This window comes from Mesorhizobium sp. P3_A8 (genome assembly GCF_056402995.1).
In genome coordinates this window covers 237,991-256,478 of record NZ_JBFUGI010000009.1, presented here as the reverse complement: position 1 = coordinate 256,478, position 18,488 = coordinate 237,991, and the positions used below count along the sequence as shown (strand labels likewise).

The 18,488-nt window shown below is 64.7% G+C and carries 8 protein-coding genes; 3 read left to right on the top strand and 5 right to left on the bottom strand.

The genetic code is table 11. The annotated features are described in order from the left end of the window. Positions 1-154: 154 nt before the first annotated feature. The 5 genes from AC1DX4_RS22220 to AC1DX4_RS22200 all read right to left on the bottom strand — a co-directional run bounded on the left by AC1DX4_RS22220 (position 155) and on the right by AC1DX4_RS22200 (position 13,181). Positions 155-11,230 carry a hypothetical protein gene (locus tag AC1DX4_RS22220; RefSeq protein ID WP_477222317.1) on the bottom strand — a complete coding sequence of 3,692 codons (11,076 nt, stop codon included), beginning with the start codon at positions 11,228-11,230 and terminating at the stop codon, positions 155-157. Positions 11,231-11,538: 308 nt separating this feature from the next. After that, positions 11,539-11,802 carry a DUF6074 family protein gene (locus AC1DX4_RS22215; protein ID WP_477222316.1) on the bottom strand — a complete coding sequence of 88 codons (264 nt, stop codon included), beginning with the start codon at positions 11,800-11,802 and terminating at the stop codon, positions 11,539-11,541. Positions 11,803-12,010: 208 nt separating this feature from the next. Then, positions 12,011-12,307 carry a DUF982 domain-containing protein gene (locus AC1DX4_RS22210; protein WP_477222315.1) on the bottom strand — a complete coding sequence of 99 codons (297 nt, stop codon included), beginning with the start codon at positions 12,305-12,307 and terminating at the stop codon, positions 12,011-12,013. Between the two features lie 182 nt (positions 12,308-12,489). Further along, on the bottom strand, positions 12,490-12,729 hold the full coding sequence (locus AC1DX4_RS22205) for a hypothetical protein (protein ID WP_477222314.1): 240 nt from the start codon (positions 12,727-12,729) through the stop codon (positions 12,490-12,492). Between the two features lie 113 nt (positions 12,730-12,842). Further along, entirely contained in the window at positions 12,843-13,181 is a 339-nt protein-coding gene (locus tag AC1DX4_RS22200; RefSeq protein ID WP_477222313.1) for a hypothetical protein, read from the bottom strand. Between the two features lie 279 nt (positions 13,182-13,460). Between AC1DX4_RS22200 and map the strand changes: the two genes are divergently transcribed. From map to radC, 3 genes are all read left to right on the top strand, one after another. Beyond that, positions 13,461-14,288 (top strand): type I methionyl aminopeptidase, encoded by an 828-nt coding sequence (gene map, locus AC1DX4_RS22195; protein WP_477222312.1) that lies wholly within the window; start codon positions 13,461-13,463, stop codon positions 14,286-14,288. Between the two features lie 159 nt (positions 14,289-14,447). Then, entirely contained in the window at positions 14,448-17,216 is a 2,769-nt protein-coding gene (locus AC1DX4_RS22190) for a hypothetical protein (protein WP_477222311.1), read from the top strand. A 213-nt stretch (positions 17,217-17,429) separates the two neighbouring features. After that, positions 17,430-18,191 carry a RadC family protein gene (gene radC / locus AC1DX4_RS22185; protein WP_477222310.1) on the top strand — a complete coding sequence of 254 codons (762 nt, stop codon included), beginning with the start codon at positions 17,430-17,432 and terminating at the stop codon, positions 18,189-18,191. The last annotated feature ends 297 nt before the right edge of the window (positions 18,192-18,488 follow it).

Genomic DNA, 18,488 nt, shown 5'->3' with positions numbered 1-18,488 from the left:
GGCTCCCGGGTCACTTGTCGCCTGCCGCGCAATGGTGCCGTCAACGAACGCTAGGCCGCTCCGCCGCACCCGGGCGCGGGTTTTGTTCATCGCGATGTCTGCCTGCACCGATAGGGTCGCCGTGTATTTACCGGCGAGCTATCCTTACCCCCGCCTACCAGTTCACCCGGAACCCGACATTGCCGCCATAGGTCTGCACCTTGTCAGCGAACTTGCCATCAAAAGTGGCGAACACCGACGTGTTGGAGCTCCAGTTCAGCTTGACGCCGGCGTTGACGGCAACCGCGTCTTCAGCGGCCGCAGCGCCCTGAACGACGAAGGAATAGCCGGGCGCTGCCTGGAAGCCCGGCTCGACCGAGCGGTCCGGCTTGAAGTCGTGCACCCAGGCCGCGCGGCCCCAGGCCTGCAGCGTCTTGCTCTCGCCGATAGCCACCGTGGTGTCGAGTTGCAGGCCGAGCGAGACCGGCAGCGAGATGACCGTGCGGCTGTCGAAATCGAGGCCGAGCGCTCCGTCGCTGGTCGACTTTTCCGAGAAGGCCTGCATCGCCAATGCCTGGAACTGCAGCCCGGCGAAAGGCGTGATGGCGCCGGCGCCGAATGGCTGCCGCCAGCCGGCTTCGAGGCTGGTGCCGAAGCCCGCGCTCATGAAATCGCCGGTCCAATGTTCCCTGGTGATGGCCGGCACCGGATTGAGCGGATCGGGCGCGCCCGGAACCGAGGTGTAGCGATCGGTCGTGTTGCTGTACAGGTCCATCGCCAGCGAGCCGTTGATGTAGAACTGGCCCCATTTGCGCGCGCCATAGGCGCCGGCATGGCCACCGATGATGTTGCCGGAGGTTTCGCGATCCGGCACGGCGAAGGATCCGGCGACGCCGCCCAGCGCGAAGCCCATCAGGACATCGGGATCGCCCTGTGAGTCCAAGCCGACGGCGAAGTTGCCTGACTTGTAGCCAAGGGTCGCGCTGCCGACCACGGGATCGCCGGAAGCTACGCCCGAATTGCCGCCAGCTGTCGCCCAGTAATTCCAGCGCTGCTCGTTGGGCGCCTTGGTCAAGGCATCGAACGCGTTGGCCTTGCCGGGCGGTTCGGCATAGGCCGCCTCCGGCACTTTCAGCGACTGGCTCATCGGATCCGTCGCCATGCCCATGCGCCAGGTGTCGGCCTGCCGGTTCATCTGCCCCAGGAAGGTGCTGTTGGCGTCGAACTCCGGTTGCTGGAAGCCGCTGATGCCCTCGCCCGAGATCGTGTCGTAGACGGCGCCGAGCTGGTCGAGGGTCGGGATGTAGAAGATCGCATTGGCGATCTTGGTAAAGTTGGGCGATGTCAGATCCGTCTGGATCGCATTGATCGCCGAGCCCACCGCGGTCTGGTTCTCGGTCAGGCCGGTACGGGCGAAATTGATGTCGACATTGAGGATGACATCCAGGTTCGTGTATTTCAGCGAATACTGCGCCACCGCGCTCGGGATGGTGTCCAGCGCCAGCCCATAGTTGGTGACACCGCCCTGCGCTTCCAGGATGATGTAATCCTTGTTGCCGGGCGAGGCCGCGCCGGGGTTCATGATGTTGATGCTGACCAGGCCATTGACGTCGGCGGTCCCGCTCACATTGATGCGGTCCGCCTCGGGATCAAGGTCCAGGTCGAGCAGATAGACGCCGCCGAGCGACTGCGACCAGTTGCCGGTGACTTCGGTGGTCATGACGCGGTCGAGGTCGCCAGGCGCGACATAGCCGTCATTGCTGAACTGGCCGGTCAGCCCAAGACCGACTGTGTCGCCCATCCGGTAGATGGCGCCTTTCTCGTTGTTGAAGGCATTTTGGCCGTCGCCGAGGGCGATGGAGCCCATCGTGTCGTTGAAATTGTTGTACGTATCATTGCCGACGCCGCCGCGCATGGCATAGCCGTCGATCTTGCGCACGCAACCTGTGTCGACCCCGGGGATGCAACCATCAGCCCCGGTGACCGCGCCGACGAAACCGTTGTTGGTCAGCACATTGTTCCTGCCGTCCAGGTAGCTGACACCAGCGCCGGCGCCTGAGCCGCCGATGATCATCACGTCCTTGGCGATGGTGACGTTGATATCGCCATTGTCGGCGATATCGCCACTGCCGCCGGAACTCTGTTCCATCAGCGCCGAGGAGTTCTTGCCGGTGACATAGAGGTTGGCCGTCTGCTCGAACTTCACGTCACCACCGACACCGCCACCGCCGGCGCTACCCATGAACCCTTGCGGTGTTGCGACCATGGCCATCATCATCATGCTGCTTGCAGCCGGTGCCTGGTCGAGGCCGAGATAGTTGCCGGAGAAGCCGCCGACACCGCCGCCGCCGCCGATGCTCTGGCCGAAGACGCCGACAGAGTTGTCGCCGGTGATCAACATGGCAACGTTGCTGTTGATCGTCACGACGCCGCCATCGCCCTTGCCGCCGTTGACTGCCTGGATGATGCCATCGGTGCCCGCCGTCACCACGCCGCCGCCGCCGCCGACCGACTGCGCGAAGATGCCGACCGAGCCGTTGCCCTTCAGCACGATCTGTCCCGTATTGGTGACGGTGACATCGCCACCCTTGCCGGTCGCGCCGCTATCGCCACCGATAAACACCGGCGGGCCGATGGTCGCCGCGATCGCAGTGCCGCCGCTGCCGCCGCCACCACCAACCGATTGCGCGAAGATCGCCACCGAATTGTCGCCGTCGAGCTGCATCTGGCCATTGTTGACGACGGTGACCACACCGCCGTCGCCGCCGGCCGCACCCTTGCCGCCGAGCGCGAGCGAGAAGCCGGGACCGCCACCGGCCACCGAATAGGTAGCGCCGCCATTGCCGCCACCGCCGCCGACTGACTGTGCCATGATGCCGGTCGAGCCGAAGCCCTGCGTGTGGATGAAACCGTCGCTGAAATTGGTGACGTTGACATTGCCGCCCTTGCCATTGGCGCCGCCATCGCCACCGATGCCGAATGTCAGGGCACTTGGGCTCAGAGCCGCGGCAATGCTCATGGCGCCATTGCCGCCGCCGCCGCCGATCGATTCGGCGAAGATCGCCACCGATGCGGCGGACACGGTCGTGATGTCGCCATGATTGTTGACGGTGACCACACCGCCATCGCCCGAACTGCCGCCGTTGCCGCCAACGCCAACCGAGGTCGGCACGATGCTGGCGCCAATGCCACCGCCGCCGGAACCACCACCGGCGCCGATCGATTGCGCGAAGATGCCATGCGCGCCGACGCCTTCGACCGTGATCGTGCCCGCGGCATTGTTGTTGACGGTGACCGTCCCGCCAGAGCCGGTGCTGCCGGCCGTGGTGCCGTCGCCGACATCGCCACCTTTGCCGCCGACCGCTATGAAGCCGATCGCGCGGCCGCCGGAACCACCGCCGCCGCCGATCGACTGGGCGTTGATGCCGTCGGCGCCGGCGCCGTAGGTGTGCAGGCTGTTGTTGTTGGTGACATTGACGATGCCGCCGATGCCGGACGAGCCGCCGGCGCCGCCGATCGAGATAAGGGCCGGGATCGAGCCGGTGATGCCGCCATTCTTGCCACCGCCCGAACCACCGCCGCCACCCACCGACTGCGCCTGGATGGCGTAGGAATCGATGCCGTGCGTCTCGATCATCGCGTCATTGATGACATCCACCTGGCCGCCGGACCCGCTGGCGCCGCCCGAACCGCCGACCGCGATCGCGCTGATGCCGAGTGTGCCGCCCGCGCCACCGCCACCGCCGATCGATTGCGCGAAAATGCCAACCGAATCATCGGCATGGGTGAGGATGCCGCCATAATTGTCGACCGTGACGTGACCACCGGTGCCGCCGGCCTTGCCGGAGCCGCCGAGCGACAGCAAGCCGCCGGCGCCACCGCCGGTGCCGCCACCGCCGCCGACCGACTGCGCAAAGATGCCGGCCGAATAACCCTGCTCCGGATCGGCGCTTGGGGCGCCGTCCGCTGGCGGGGTCGGCGATGTGCCGTGCGTCTCGATGATGGCCAAGCCGGTCTGGCTGAGGTCGGTCTTGCCGTTGGTGACGGTGACCGAGCCGCCATTGCCGGCGGCTTTGCCCTGGCCGCCAATGCCGACCGTGCCAAGCACGCCGGCCTGGCCGTCGCCGCCGTCGCCGCCGCCGCCGCCGATCGACTGGGCATGGATACCGTCGGACTTGGTGCCGAAGGTGGTGATGACGCCTTCATTGGTGACGATGACAGTGCCGCCATTGCCGCCGCCGGCGCCATTGCCGCCAATGGCGACCGCGCCGGAGCGCGTCAGGCTGGAGGTGCCGAGCGGCTTCAGGAGCAGCGTCGGGTCGACCGGCACATAGGGTATGGCGAAAAGGCCGCCGGTGCCCATATAGGCGTCGCCGCCGATGCCGCCGCCGCCGCCGATCGACTGCGCCACGATGCCGGACGACTTGTCGCCATTGGTGGTGATGAAATCATAATTGCCGACATCGACCTGAAGGGCGTCATTGCCGGTTCCGCCGCTGCCACCGACCGTCGCCTGCAGGTTCCAGTTCGGCTTGCCGCCGGCCGGTTCGCAGACCTTTGGCAGGGTGCATCTTGCGCCCAACTGCAGCGAGATGGAATTGGCGCGACCGCCGGTGCCGCCGCCGCCGCCAATCGACTGCGCCAGGATGCCGAAGGCGCCCATGCCGTTGGTCTCGATGCCGCCATACTGCCTGATGGTGACGTTGCCGCCCTTGTTGCCGTCGCCGGCCGCGCCGCCGACCGCGACGCTGACATTGACCTGCGTGCCCTCGTTGTTGCCGTTGAGGCCTAGCAGACCGGTTATGGCGTTGCCGCCGGAACCGCCGCCGCCGCCGATCGACTGCGCGAAGATACCGTAGGCGCCGTCGCCATTGGTCACGGTCTGGCCGGCGGCGAGCAGGCCTGTCTGCAGCAGGCCGTGATTGGTCACGAAGACGTCGCCGGCAAAACAGGCGTCACCGCCCAGGCCACCGACGCTGACGCCGACATTGAAATTGGATCCCGTGCCAAGCGAACCGACCGCCGCCGAGATCGCCATGCCGCCATTGCCGCCACCGCCACCGATCGACTGCGCCTGAATGGCGTGCGATTCGAGGCCATAGGTCGAAATGGCGCCGGTGTTGTCGATCGTCACCTTGCCGCTGTTGGTGCCCGCACCGCCGAAGCCGCCGACGCTCGCCGACAGGGTCTTGGCGTCAGTGCCGGCGATCGCGCCGGAGATCGCCATGCCGCCATTGCCGCCGCTGCCGCCGACCGACTGCGCGAACAGGCCGACCGACTTGTCGCCGGTGGTGATCGTCGCGCCGTGCCGTGTCAGTTGAACCTCGCCGCCCGTGCCGCCACCGCCACCCTCGCCGCCGACCGCGACGGTGATCTGGTTGCCACCCTCACCGAGATTGAGGGCCGCCGCGACGCTCAAGCCGCCATTGCCGCCGCCGCCGCCGATCGACTGCGCCAGGACGCCAAAGGCCTGGCTGCCGCCGGTCTGGATGATGCCGGTGGAATCGACCGTGACCTTCTCGGCGTCGCCGCCGGACCCGGCGCCGCCGCCGAGCGACACCGAGACAGCGCCATTCTTGCTCGGATTCTTGCCGAGCGAGCCCTTGATCGTCGCGGCGAAGGCGAAGCCGCCATTGCCGCCACCGCCGCCGACCGACTGCGCCAGGATGCCGTTCGCGCCGGCGCCTTCGGTCAAAATGTTGTCCACCGAGGTGACGTTGACGGTCTTGCCGTCGCCGGAGCCCGCGCCTGAGCCGCCGATGGAGACGCCGATCGCAGCCTTGGCATTCTGGCCGGTGACCGAGACAGCGCCGGAGAAGCCGCCATCGCCGCCGCCGCCGCCGACCGATTGCGCGAAGATGCCGTTGGAATCGCCGCCGACGGTGTGGATGGTCTCATTGTTGTTGGCGAGTGTGGTGCCGATATTGCTGTTGACGACGACCTGGCCGCCATCCTGGCCGGCGCCACCAGTGCCGCCGACGCTGACAGCGGCGCCACCGGCGCCGTCGACGACCATCTCTCCAGAAATGGCGAAGCCACCGGTGCCGCCGCCGCCGCCGATCGACTGGGCAAGGATACCGTTCGACTTGTCGCCGGCCGTCGCGATCGTGCCGATATTGTTGACCGTGACCAGTTGCGAAGTGCCGCCCTTGGCACCGCTGCCGCCGACGGAAACCGCCGCGGCTGCCTGCTGCGCGGAGCCGGCGATGGTCACGGCAGCGCCGCCATTGCCGCCGCCGCCGCCAACCGATTGCGCCAGGATGCCGTTCGACGCGTTCTTGATAGTGACGATGTTGCCGGTCGAGGTCACGGTGACCTTATCGGCATTGCCGCCGCCCGCGCCGGAACCGCCGACACCGACGCTGACCGCGCCCTGCCCCGCGGTGATCGCGAGTGCGCCCGAAAAGCCGCCATTGCCGCCGCCACCGCCGATCGACTGTGCCAGGATGCCGTCGGCCTTCAAACCTTCGGTCCTGAGATCGCCGGTCGAGGTGACGGTGACCGCTTTGGCGTCGCCGCCATTGTCACCCGAGCCGCCGACACCGACTGCCAGGCTGCCGGTGCCTTGGCCGGTCAGGGTGCCGGCCACGGCGCCGCCGCCATTGCCGCCACCGCCGCCAACCGATTGCGCGAAGATGCCATGCGAGCCGTCGCCCGTGGTCTTGATGTTGCCGGTGCTGTTGACGGTGACGATCTGGGCATTGCCGCCGCTTGAACCGGAGCCGCCGACCGAGACGCTGGCCGCCATATCCTTGCTGCCGGACAGCGCGATGGCAAAACCGCCATTGCCGCCGCCGCCGCCGACCGACTGCGCCAGGATGCCGAAGGAGTCTTTTCCTTCGGTCAGGATGTTGTTGTAGCTGGTGACGGTGACCGTTTCGGCATTCGAGCCGGATCCGGCGCCGCCGCCGATGCTGACGCCAAGCCCGCCACCGCCGAGACCGACGCCAAGGCTGCCGGCAAAACCGCCTGAACCGCCGCCGCCGCCCACCGATTGCGCGAAGATGCCTGACGAATCGTCGCCCTTGGTCCAGATCGAAATCACGTTCGAGGGCGGCGCCTGCAGCACAGGATTGCCGTTGGAGTCGAGCAGGCTGTAGCTGTTGACGATAACCTTGCCGGCAGTCGAGCCGGTGGCGCCGGAACCACCGACACCGACGCCGATGCCGGCATTGCCTGTCGTCGCCGAACCCGCGATGGCAAAGCCGCCGGTGCCGCCACCGCCGCCCACCGACTGCGCCAGGATGCCGTTGGAGAACTTGCCGGTGGTGATGATCCCCCCGGTGCTGGTCACCGTTACGTCCTTGCCGACACCGCCGACGCCGCCCTTGCCGCCGATGGCGACCGCGGCCGTTGCCGCGTCGGGATCGCCGATCGCGCCGGAAACCGCAACGGCAAAGCCGCCATTGCCGCCGCCGCCGCCGATCGATTGCGCGATAATGCCGGACGAATTGTCGAAATTGGTCGAGATGTTGCCGGTGCTGGTCACCGTGACGATGTCGGCGCTGCCGCCGCCGGCGCCGTTGCCGCCGAGCGAGACGCCGACCGCGATCGACTTGCCGCCGCCGAGCGATCCGGCAAAGCCGCCATTGCCGCCGCCGCCGCCGACCGACTGCGCCAGGATGCCGGCGGCACCCGTGCCGCGCACATCCCCGTCAGTGAAGCCCGCGCCGGTCGAGATGTCGCCGGTCGACACGACCGTGACGTCGAGGCCGTTGCCTGCCGCGCCACCCTTGCCGCCAAGACCGACCGCGATGCCGGCGTCCAGCCCGAGCGCAAGCGCTACGGACGAACCGCCATTGCCGCCGCCGCCGCCGACCGATTGCGCCAGGATGCCGATCGATTGGTCGCCATAGGTGGTGATATCTCCGGTCGAGGTGACCTTGACCGTCTTGGCGCTGCCGCCGCCGGCGCCGTTGCCACCGAGACCGACCGCTGCGGCCACGCCCTGCAGCGTGATCGCGCCGGAACCGGCAAAGCCGCCATTGCCACCGCCACCGCCCACCGATTGCGCCAGGATGCCGGCCGACTGATCGTCATGCGTTTCGATGTTGCCGGTCGAGGTGACCGTGACTGGGCCCGCGTTGTTGCCCGTACCGCCGCCGCCGCCGACGGCGACCGAAGCGCCGAAGGCGCCGGTGGTGAAAGTGCCGGCGACGCTGAAACCGCCGTTGCCGCCGCCGCCGCCGATCGACTGCGCCAGGATGCCTGCCGACTGTTTGCCGTAGGTGGCGATGTTGCCGTAGTTGGTGACGACAACGTCCTTGCCGATACCGCCGCCGGCGCCTTTGCCGCCGATCGATACCGATGCCGCGCCGCCGGCGCCTTCGACCGAGCCGGAGCCGCTCAGCGCGATTGAAAATCCGCCATTGCCGCCGCCGCCGCCGATCGACTGGGCGAGGATGCCGATCGAATTGTCGTCGATGGTCAGGATGCTGTTCTGCGTGACCGTGTTGCCGACCTTCTTGCCGTTGTTGACGGTCACCGTGCCGGCGTCGCCGCCGCCCGCGCCCGTGCCGCCGAGGCTGACACCCGCGCTGGCGACGCCGCCAAGCGACAGGCTACCCGCAAATCCGCCATTGCCGCCGCCGCCGCCGATGCTCTCGGCCTGGACGCCGGCCGCGTTCTTGCCTTCGGTAATGAGGTTCCATGTGCCGGCATAGCCGGCCTTGGTTATGATGTGGCCGGCGCCGTCGGCACTGACAGTCACGTTGCCGGCACTGCTGCCCTCGGAACCGGCGCCACCCAGCCCGACGCTTGCAGCCGCGGCACCAAGCGAGGCCGAAACGGAGAAGCCGCCATTGCCACCACCTCCGCCGATCGACTGAGCGAGAATGCCGGCCGAGTTGTCGCCTTGCGTATGGATCGAGCCGGAGCTGCCGACGATGACGTCCTTGCCGGCGCCACCGCTAGCGCCCTTGCCGCCGATGCTGACGGCAAGCCCGATGCCGCCGACCGCGCCGCCGATCGAGTAGCCGCCATTGCCGCCGCCGCCGCCGACCGACTGCGCGACGATGCCTTGGGCATTGTCGCCGCCAGTGAAAATATCGCTGAGACTGGAGACGGTGACCACGTCGGCGTCGCCGCCCTTGCCGCCTGTGCCGCCGATGGCGATCGCCGCGGCAAAACCGGTGCTGTTGCCAGCAATCGCGATCGCCGCGCCGCCATTGCCGCCGCCGCCACCGATCGATTGCGCGAAGATACCGCGCGAGCCCGCGCCATAGGTGGTCAGCGTGCCGGCTGTCTGGACGGTAACCGTGCTGCCCTTGGCGCCGTCGGCGGCATTGCCGCCCGTTGACAGCGCAAGCGCACCGGCGGCAGCCGAAACCGCGAAGCCGCCATTGCCGCCACCGCCGCCGATCGATTGCGCGAAGACGGCATCGGACTGGTCGCCATGGGTGATGATGGAATAAGCGGTGTTGTTGGCGTCGCGCAGCACTTCGACAGCGCCGGCTGCCCCGCCGCGGCCGCCGGAGCCGCCGAGCGAAACGCTGAAGCCGACGCCGCCGGAAAACGCACCGCCGCCATTGCCGCCGCCGCCGCCCACCGATTGTGCGAAGATGCCCGCAGAATTGATGGCATCCGCCGATGTGTGGCCAAACTGGGTCGCCAGCAAGCCGGTCTCGATATCGCCCGCATTGATGACAGTTACGAGAGCGCCGCTGCCACCCGCACCACCGCTGCCGCCGGCCGAGAAAAGGCCGCCGGACACGCCGCCATTGCCGCCGCCGCCGCCGACCGATTGCGCAAATATGCCGGCCGACTGCTTGCCGTCGGTGAAGATGGAGCCCGCGGCGGTGTTGGTTACCTGGACGATACCGCCATTGGTGGTCGAGCTGCCGCTGCCGCCCAGCGAAACGAGGCCGCCCGAACTGCCGCCATTGCCGCCACCACCGCCGATCGACTGAGCAAGGATGCCGTTCGATTCCTGGCCATGCGTGGTTATCTGGCCGGAATTGGTGACGCTGACGCTCACGATAGGAGGAGAATTGGCTGGCGCCGTCGGACCGCCATTGCCGCCGAGACTGCCGCTGCCGCCGGAGGCGAACAGGCCGAAATTCGAGCCGCCGTCGCCGCCGCCGCCGCCGATCGTCTGGGCGAGAATGCCCTGTGAATTGTTGCCGTAGGTGGTGATATTAGCGTTGTTGATGACCTGGACGATGCCGCCATTGCCGCCATTGGCGCCGCTGCCGCCGGACGAGGAGAAAAGCCCGAAGCCGCCGGCGCTGCCGCCGCCGCCGCCACCGATCGACTGGGCGACGATGCCGTGAGAATAGATGCCATGGGTGACGATGGTCGTGCCGACCCCGGTGAAGACGTTGGCGTTGCCGCCGGCGCCTGCCGGGCTGCCGCCGCCTGGATTGAAGACCAGCCCGCCACCGCCGCCGCCATTGCCGCCGTGACCGCCCTGGCTGATGGCAATGATGCCGGCCGAATAATTGCCCGTTGTTTCGACGCTGCCGGCATTGAAATTCACCGCGGCGGTGCCGCCGCTTCCGCCCAGGCCGCCGTCGCCGGCATCGCCGGAAATACCCTTGGCATCGCCGCCGTCGCCGCCATCGCCACCAACGCTGCTGGCTACGATGCCGGCATCCGCGCAAACTGTCGGAAGCACGCAATTGTTGCCGGTCTTGACGGCGCCGCTGACATTAACGGTGATCGAACCGCCATCGGCGCCGTTGGAGCCGTCACCTCCATCTGAAAAGACATAGCCGTTGCTGCCATTGCCGCCGCGGCTGCCATTCGAGGCACCGACAACACCGATGGTGCCCGTCGCGATCACCGCGCCACTGTTGGGGGTATTGGCGTTGGCTGTGGGCTGATTGTAGTTGACCACAAGCGTCGGCCCGGAATTGCCGGAAGGTCCGCCAGCGGCCTTGACCGGCGGCGCCACGCAGCTTGTTCCGGAAGGCGCGCCATTGGCGACCGCGCAGCTCTCGGCCACGGCGGGATTGCCGTTCTGGGCGGGTTTTTCCGGGGTGATGACGCAGTCGGCCGCGTTGCCGGTGCTGCAGGTGTAGTGTTGGATTTCCGTTGCCGCTGACGGGCTCGCGCCCGAACCGGTCAGGGATATCCGGCTGGGATCGATCGTCAGCGTGTTGACGTTGAGCGTGGTAACGCCAGGCGCGGTGTAGCTGATATCAGACTGTGTTCCGGCCCCCGCGCAATTCTCGACGCCACCACTTGGCCCCGTGCAAGTCGCTTCGGCAGGGCCCGTCGAACCGACGAACAGCGTCAGCGCCATGAGCATGGCCGCTACCGCCACGAATGATGAAAGGCCGAAAAATCTCTGCTTCAGCCACCCAGAAACAAAGCGAGACTCGGCTGCGCCCCCCCGAACACGAGTCATCGTCATCCCCCCTGACCCGCACCGCAACGGCGCGAATCTCCCCTTGCTAATGCAACCTATCAGATTGCAATGGCGATGGGGGCTCCTAACAATAAAGGTGATGCAAATTGGGTGCACTGTTGCCGTTAAAGCACAGAAACCCACAAGAAAACCCAGCGCTTACGCGCTATTGGAGTAAGCAGCGTAACGTCCTAGAACAATATTTGCTTTCAGGCGGAAAGAACTGGAGCCGGCTCAGCGACCACTCTAGTCGAAAGTTCTCTCTGTACGGCCAGGAAAAACCTGCGTACTTCATCACTGGCTGCTGCTCTGTCTCTGCCTGACCCGACAGCGAGGTCAAGCAACTCGGCTGCTTTAGCCCTCCAGAACGAGGCTGCGGGTTCGCCATGCAGATGGTCAAGCTTGGCTGCAACTTCTCTGACTAGGAATAGCTGACGATCGATCGGGAATGCACGGACTTTTTCTGGGGACATCTTCCAAACCCTGAGACTGACGCAACGAATCAACCATCGCCGAACAAGCAATGGCGTAGCCGCCAAGGTGGAAACGGAAGCTTAACGCCGCCGTCGGTGCGTCGTCATGGAAGGACACGCACGCAATGATCCGCACACGAGATCATCACGCGTTCAGGCAAAGTTGGTTGAGAGGCGAGTTGGTCGATTGGGCAGGCGAAAGCGGCCCTCAGGCCTGCAGCACCCTCGCCTCGCCGCCACGCTTGCGCGGCGCCATCATGTCACTGGCCATCAGTCCGGTGACACGGCAGAACGCCATGAACGCGCGGCAGGCGTCCTCTGTCTTGACCACGTCCACCGTGGCGCCAAAGCAGGCATTGAAGGCTTTCTGATACATCGGCCCCTGCCGGCGCGCCGGCCAGTCCTGGAGAAAATCCAGCGCCTGCTCGACGCTGTAAATCTCCTCGACGGGCAAGCCGGGGCCTTGCGCAATGCGCACCGGCACCTCGAATTGCAATCTGTCCATCAGACATCTCCCGAACTGGCGTCGCCCAAGCAACGCCGTTCGTCATCAAAAGTTGCGTTGCCCGACTTATGGCACGCAAATGTGTCGTCACTGCGGAAACCGCCGTTTCTGCTGCAAACGGGCCAAGGAAAGTTCTGCCGGCACCAGGTGGTCCGGCAGCACTTTCCAAGTTGGCGACGCGATTACTGGTTGGCCGGGTCGGTCTCCGCCTCGAAGGCCATGCGCACCACCATCAGCAGAACATAGGCCGACGGCAGGGCGAACAGGGCGCCAAGGACGAGCGCTCCGCTTCCCGACAGATAGAGCGTCTCGGCGATCGCCCAGTACACGGTTCCGATACAGATGAACGTCTGGACGGACAGAAACGAAGCAGCCGATACGGCGCGCGACAGGCTTTTGAATGTCTTGATACGTTGTTGCATTGCAATGATCCGAAAATGGTGCGCCACGCCACGCATGCGCGGCTGATGGCCGCCGCACGGGTCACGACGCGAATAGCTTCTAAAGAAGGGTGAAGGGTGCGGTCCTGGACCGCTCAGGCCTGCGTGAACGGCGGCGCACGTGGCTGGTTGGTGCTCGCTCTAGGGGCGGAGACCGTGCCAGATCCGGCAACAACCACCTCCGGCGACATCGGAGCGAGCCAAGGGAAAACAGCTTGCGGCACCGGTAGCGCCGGATGACCGCCGGCGAACTTGGCCAGCACCGCCCGGGCGGTGCGAATCTCCAGGGCCTGGGCCTTGTTGGTGACGCGCAGCAGCGCCGCGACCTCACCCGATCGTTCCAGGCCAACGCTGGCGCCGCCCTGGGCAGGGTCCGCGAAGGCGGGCACATCAGGCCGGCCGAGACACAGCATCGCCAGCAGCACCAGGCCCATCAGACATGAGCAGGCTGCCGTCAACGGCGCTTCAAGCGATCTGGCGCGCTTTTGGGCTGGACGCGATCTCCAAAACATCGTTCCGCCCTAGCGCACGATGGCTGGAAAGGAAAGCAAACCGTGCAAAAACCGACCAGAGATCGCCCCGACGCGACGAATATCGCGACGGCTCGGGCCGCATCAGGCAGTTCTTCCTTGAACCTTTTGCCCTCAAGTGCCAAATCTGGGGAGATTTTCACGCCAGCACTCCTGCAGCGCACACCTTTCTACACGGACAAAATGGTCACCTATCTCGACGCCGCGACGGCCCCCCTCAGAAACACCGGCCAGATCCGCCTCTATGGCGAGGACGGTTTTGCCGGCATGCGCAAGGCATGCGACCTCACCGCGCGTTGCCTGGACGAACTGGCGCCGATGGTCGCGCCCGGCGTCACCACCGACGCCATCGACCGTTTCGTCTTCGAGTTCGGCATGGATCACGGCGCGCTGCCGGCGACGCTCAACTATCGCGGCTACACGAAATCGTCCTGCACCTCGATCAACCATGTCGTCTGCCATGGCATTCCCGACAACAAGCCGCTGAAGGATGGCGACATCGTCAACATCGACGTTACCTACATCCTCGATGGCTGGCACGGCGATTCCTCGCGCATGTATCCAGTCGGCACGATCAAGCGCGCCGCCGAGCGACTGCTCGAGGTCACCCATGAATGCCTGATGCGCGGCATTGCCTCGGTCAGGCCGGGTGCCCGCACCGGCGCCATCGGCGCCGCCATCCAGACTTTTGCCGAGGCGGAGCGCTGCTCGGTGGTGCGCGACTTCTGCGGCCATGGCGTCGGCCAACTCTTCCACGACGCTCCGAACATCCTGCACTACGGCAGCGCCAATGAAGGCGTCGAGATGCGGCCCGGTATGATCTTCACCATCGAGCCGATGATCAATCTCGGCCGCCCGCATGTGAAAGTGCTGTCGGATGGCTGGACGGCGGTGACGCGCGACCGTTCGCTGTCGGCGCAGTACGAGCACACGATCGGCGTGACCGACACCGGCTGCGAGATTTTCACGCTCTCGCCCAACAACCTCGACCGCCCCGGCCTGCCGGCCTGATCGATCCCCTTTTGCACGAACAGTCTGCCGCGCACCACAGCACAGCAAGTAATTGCTGCTTTGCTGTCAGCGATATCTCTTTGCTTGCAAAGAGAACCGACTGACGTAAGGTCATGCAGGCAAAAGCAAGCCACGTTCGGTGAATGTCGAGGCGACCAGATGAGCGATCGCAAGCGGGTCGTGGTGACGCTCCATGGCATCAGGACTTTCGGCGAGTGGCAAGACCGGCTGAAGAATTTGCTCGTCGCAGCCGATTCATCGACAATCGTCGCGACCTATAACTATGGCTTTTTCAGCGTAGTGGCATTCATCTTGCCGGTGTTGCGTTGGCTCGCGGTGCGGACCTTCCGGAAGCAGCTCGAGAGTCGGATAAGAAGCAATCCTGGCGCACTCTTCTCCTTCGTCGGTCATTCATTCGGTACTCATTTGCTGGTCCACGGGCTGCGAGGGATCGACACAGATCTCATCAAGACCATCGAAGTCGACACGATCATTCTCTCAGGCAGCGTACTGCGCTCGCGCTTCGATTGGGACCATTTTCTGGAACGGATACCGGCGCGTCGGGTTGTCAATGATTGTGGCCTCAACGACGTCGTCCTGATCCTCAGCCAGTTTTGTGTGCTGTTTACGGGTATGGCCGGGCGCTCGGGCTTCTATGGTTTCACCGGCATCGAGGTGGTCAATCGCTATTTCGCTGGTGGCCACAGCCATTATTTCCAGCCCGCAGGCCCCGACCCCGATTCGTTCATGCGCCAGTATTGGCTGGAGATACTAGCGCGCGGCGCAGATCCGGAAAATGTCACGCCAAGGGGACCGCCAACGCTGCTCACCGGCATTGTAGCGACGCTGTTGCCGTTTATGGATGTCGCCAAGCTGGTGGTCTATGGACTGATCGCATGGCTTGCGCTCGACGCGCTCTACCTTAGGCCCCGAGCCGATGCGCAGACTGAGCGCGCGACCCGCGAAATCGCTTCAGCGGCTAGCCTGTTCGAAGCCGACAGCCTTGTCCCCAGCGCCTACTCGTCTCTTGCCAGATTGATCTCGACCAATTCCATTCCGGATGACGCCCAGAAACAGCAGGCGCTGAGAATTGCGGGTTACACCCTCCAGCGACTTCTGACATTCGATCGGGCCTACGCCCAGGTAGCGGGTGGCAGCTTGTTCCGGTGGGAAGGCGCCATCTATCTGAAGGCGGATAGTCCGGTTCACCTCGACACGCCGAAAGCGTTCTCCTACGCATCGGTTCCGGCGCTCAAACGCATCGTGGTGGTCGAATCCGACACCACCGTGAGCATACTCGACGCGCGATCGGGTGCCGTCATCGCACGCAAGACGTTCGGTCGCACCGGCGAACCCATCGACGCCTTGGATTATTACCTGCTGCCCAAATCGCCGACCAAGATGGCAGTCTACTTTCACGAGCCAAATAACGACCAATTCGGCGGTTTTTCGCATTCGGTGGTGATCGACGTGGCGGAAGCGACCTTCAACGAACTGGGTCACGGATTCACGACCACGACCGATTGCAGGGAATTCGTTTTGCAAGTCGTCGACGACACTTTTCCGGACGATCTCGAAGAGGACGAGCAGTCAAAACTAAATGAAGAAACAAGACAGCTTGCGGCCTGCACGATTCCAGCTGAACTAAAGATCAACGCATTTGAATTGCCCGCGACAAGGACCGAGGGCAATGTCTGGATAAGATCGGGGAATTCCCATCCCCTGAAATCCGACAAGCCGGCTGATGATCCACAAGATTGCAACCGCTTGGTTAGCGCCGTTCACTTCCCGCATCGAATAAGGCGTGATGGCCTCTCCCTGGATTTCACTCAGCTCGACCAGACAGATTCTTCACCAGGTCGCGAATGGGTCGAGGGCTTTTTCGTGAACCGCCTCTCCGGCGAGCGCCGTTGCTTTGCCGAATTCAGCGGTCTTCAGGAGCGGCGCTTCATTGTAGCTGAACCTGACATCGACGCGGATGGCTACCACAGCATGTTGTGCGAAGTTGTTGGAAGCACTCGGGTGCGCCGTTGTTGGCATCTTCTGTATTCCTTGGACAGCAGTGGCGGTCTGTGGCTGTCGCCGGACCGAGCCCGTCTCGCCTTCGCAACCGATCTGGACGGAGGCTGGGAATGGATTGGGCTCGACAAGCTGGAAGCAGCCCCCATTGCCGGGGAGATGGTCAGAGGAATTGCTTCAATCGCCATCAACCAATTGGCTGATCAGGTCATGGTCGCAAGCCTGGTTGCCGGTCAGCCGGGTGCGATTGAGATTTGGGCTTATCGGGTCGGCGATGGAGCCGGACTGGCGGCGCGCAGAGTATTCGACATGCCTCACGGATTTGCAGCACCGACCCGACAGGATCCAGCCGTGGCCGCGATGCTGTTCGTGGCGGACAATCAGTTCTATTTGGCCACGCCTTTCGAGCAAGTCTTTGCGCTGTCGCTCAGCGATGACAGCGTATTGCCACGCTGGATACGAGACCTTTGGCGTGGATGGACAAACGGGGAGAGGATACGCGAAACAGTAGGCTTGGTATGGGCAACACCATCCGCCGGGTTTGGCACGAGGGTACAGTACACGCCGTCGCCGGAGACGGAGGTCCTCGCCGTGTATTCGAGCGACAACTTGCGACTTCTCAATCTGGCGGACGGGCGTTTTCTGACGCCGATCATCCGCCTCAACGATCTTGCGCGATGCCATGGAACGGTCAGCAAGATCGAGCTGCCGTCCGACGGGGCCGTCATCGCCCAAATTGCAACCACGCCTGACAAGCCAGAATCTGATCGTTGTGCGATCTGGCGTCCTGCACCACCGCCGCAAGCTTTGCTGCTTGATCTGATCAATGACGACAACGACAGCATGTATTTCGGAGAAGGACCACCCTGGGCGCGCAAGCTGCCCGGCGAGATCGCGGCGCCTCACTAGCCGCCAATCGGCATCCTTTGATCGGTGGCGCGAGGATTTTCAAGCGCGCCGGCAAGCGAGATGGCTTGGCTAAGGTAACCGCCTCCCCCCTCACGAAAAGCCCTTCAAAGCTGTCGACAAAAGACCTCGACCGCCCCATGCCCGCCGTCCTAGTATTCTGTCGATCTGGGGCAAGTATATTGCCTAGGTTCGTACTTTAGCACAGGCGGGGGTATGGCGACATCAGGCGACGACGACGAGCGGAGTTTCTTCTCCGAGGTGCCGATCCGGCCCGCGGCGAAGGCGAGGCCGGCTCCAGCCGAAAAGCCTAGCTATCTCGGCCATCGCGACCGCTTGCGCGAGCGCTTTGCCTCGGCGGGTCCAGACGCCCTGCCCGATTATGAACTCCTCGAGCTCTTGCTTTTCCGGCTGATCCCGCGCGCCGACACCAAGCCAGCCGCCAAGGCGCTGCTGGCGCGCTTCGGCACGCTGGCCGAGGTACTCGGCGCACCTATCAACCTGCTGCAGGAGGTCAAGGGCATCGGCCCGGCGGTGGCGTTCGACCTTAAGGTTGTCGCTGCGACGGCGCAGCGCATGGCGCATGGCGAGGTCCATGGCCGCGAAGTCCTTTCGTCCTGGACGCAGCTTCTCGCCTATTGCCGCTCGGCCATGGCCTTCGAGGCGCGCGAACAGTTCCGCATCCTGTTCCTAGACAAGAAGAACGCGCTGATTGCCGACGAAGTGCAGCAGACCGGCACTGTCGACCACACGCCCGTCTATCCCCGGGAAGTGGTCAAGCGGGCGCTCGAACTCTCGGCCACCGCGATCATCCTGGTCCACAACCACCCCTCGGGCGACCCGACGCCATCGCGCGCCGACATCGAGATGACGAAAGAGATCATCGAAGCCGGCAAGCGGCTGGGTATTTCCGTTCACGACCACATCATCATCGGGCGCAAGGGATACGCCAGCATGAAGGGGCTGCTGCTGATCTAGGGCCTCGGTCTGCCTCTCGAAATGCCATCAAGCCCTTCTTACGCATCCCTAAGAGCAGAAGAAATTCATCTCCGCCAATGGGCTTTCGTACGGTCATTTCATCTGGCTAATCACCTAGAAAAAGTTGCAGAGAGTGTTTGCGAAACTTGGTAGCACCCGCTTTCTCGCGGGAGCCGAGCAGACACGATTCGCCGCGCAGCAATTGCGGCGCACCTGACACGGCCATTCTGTTGCACAGACTGGACCTGAGGGCACCCGCCGACAATGAAATCTAATGGGGAAAAGTATTCCCTACGC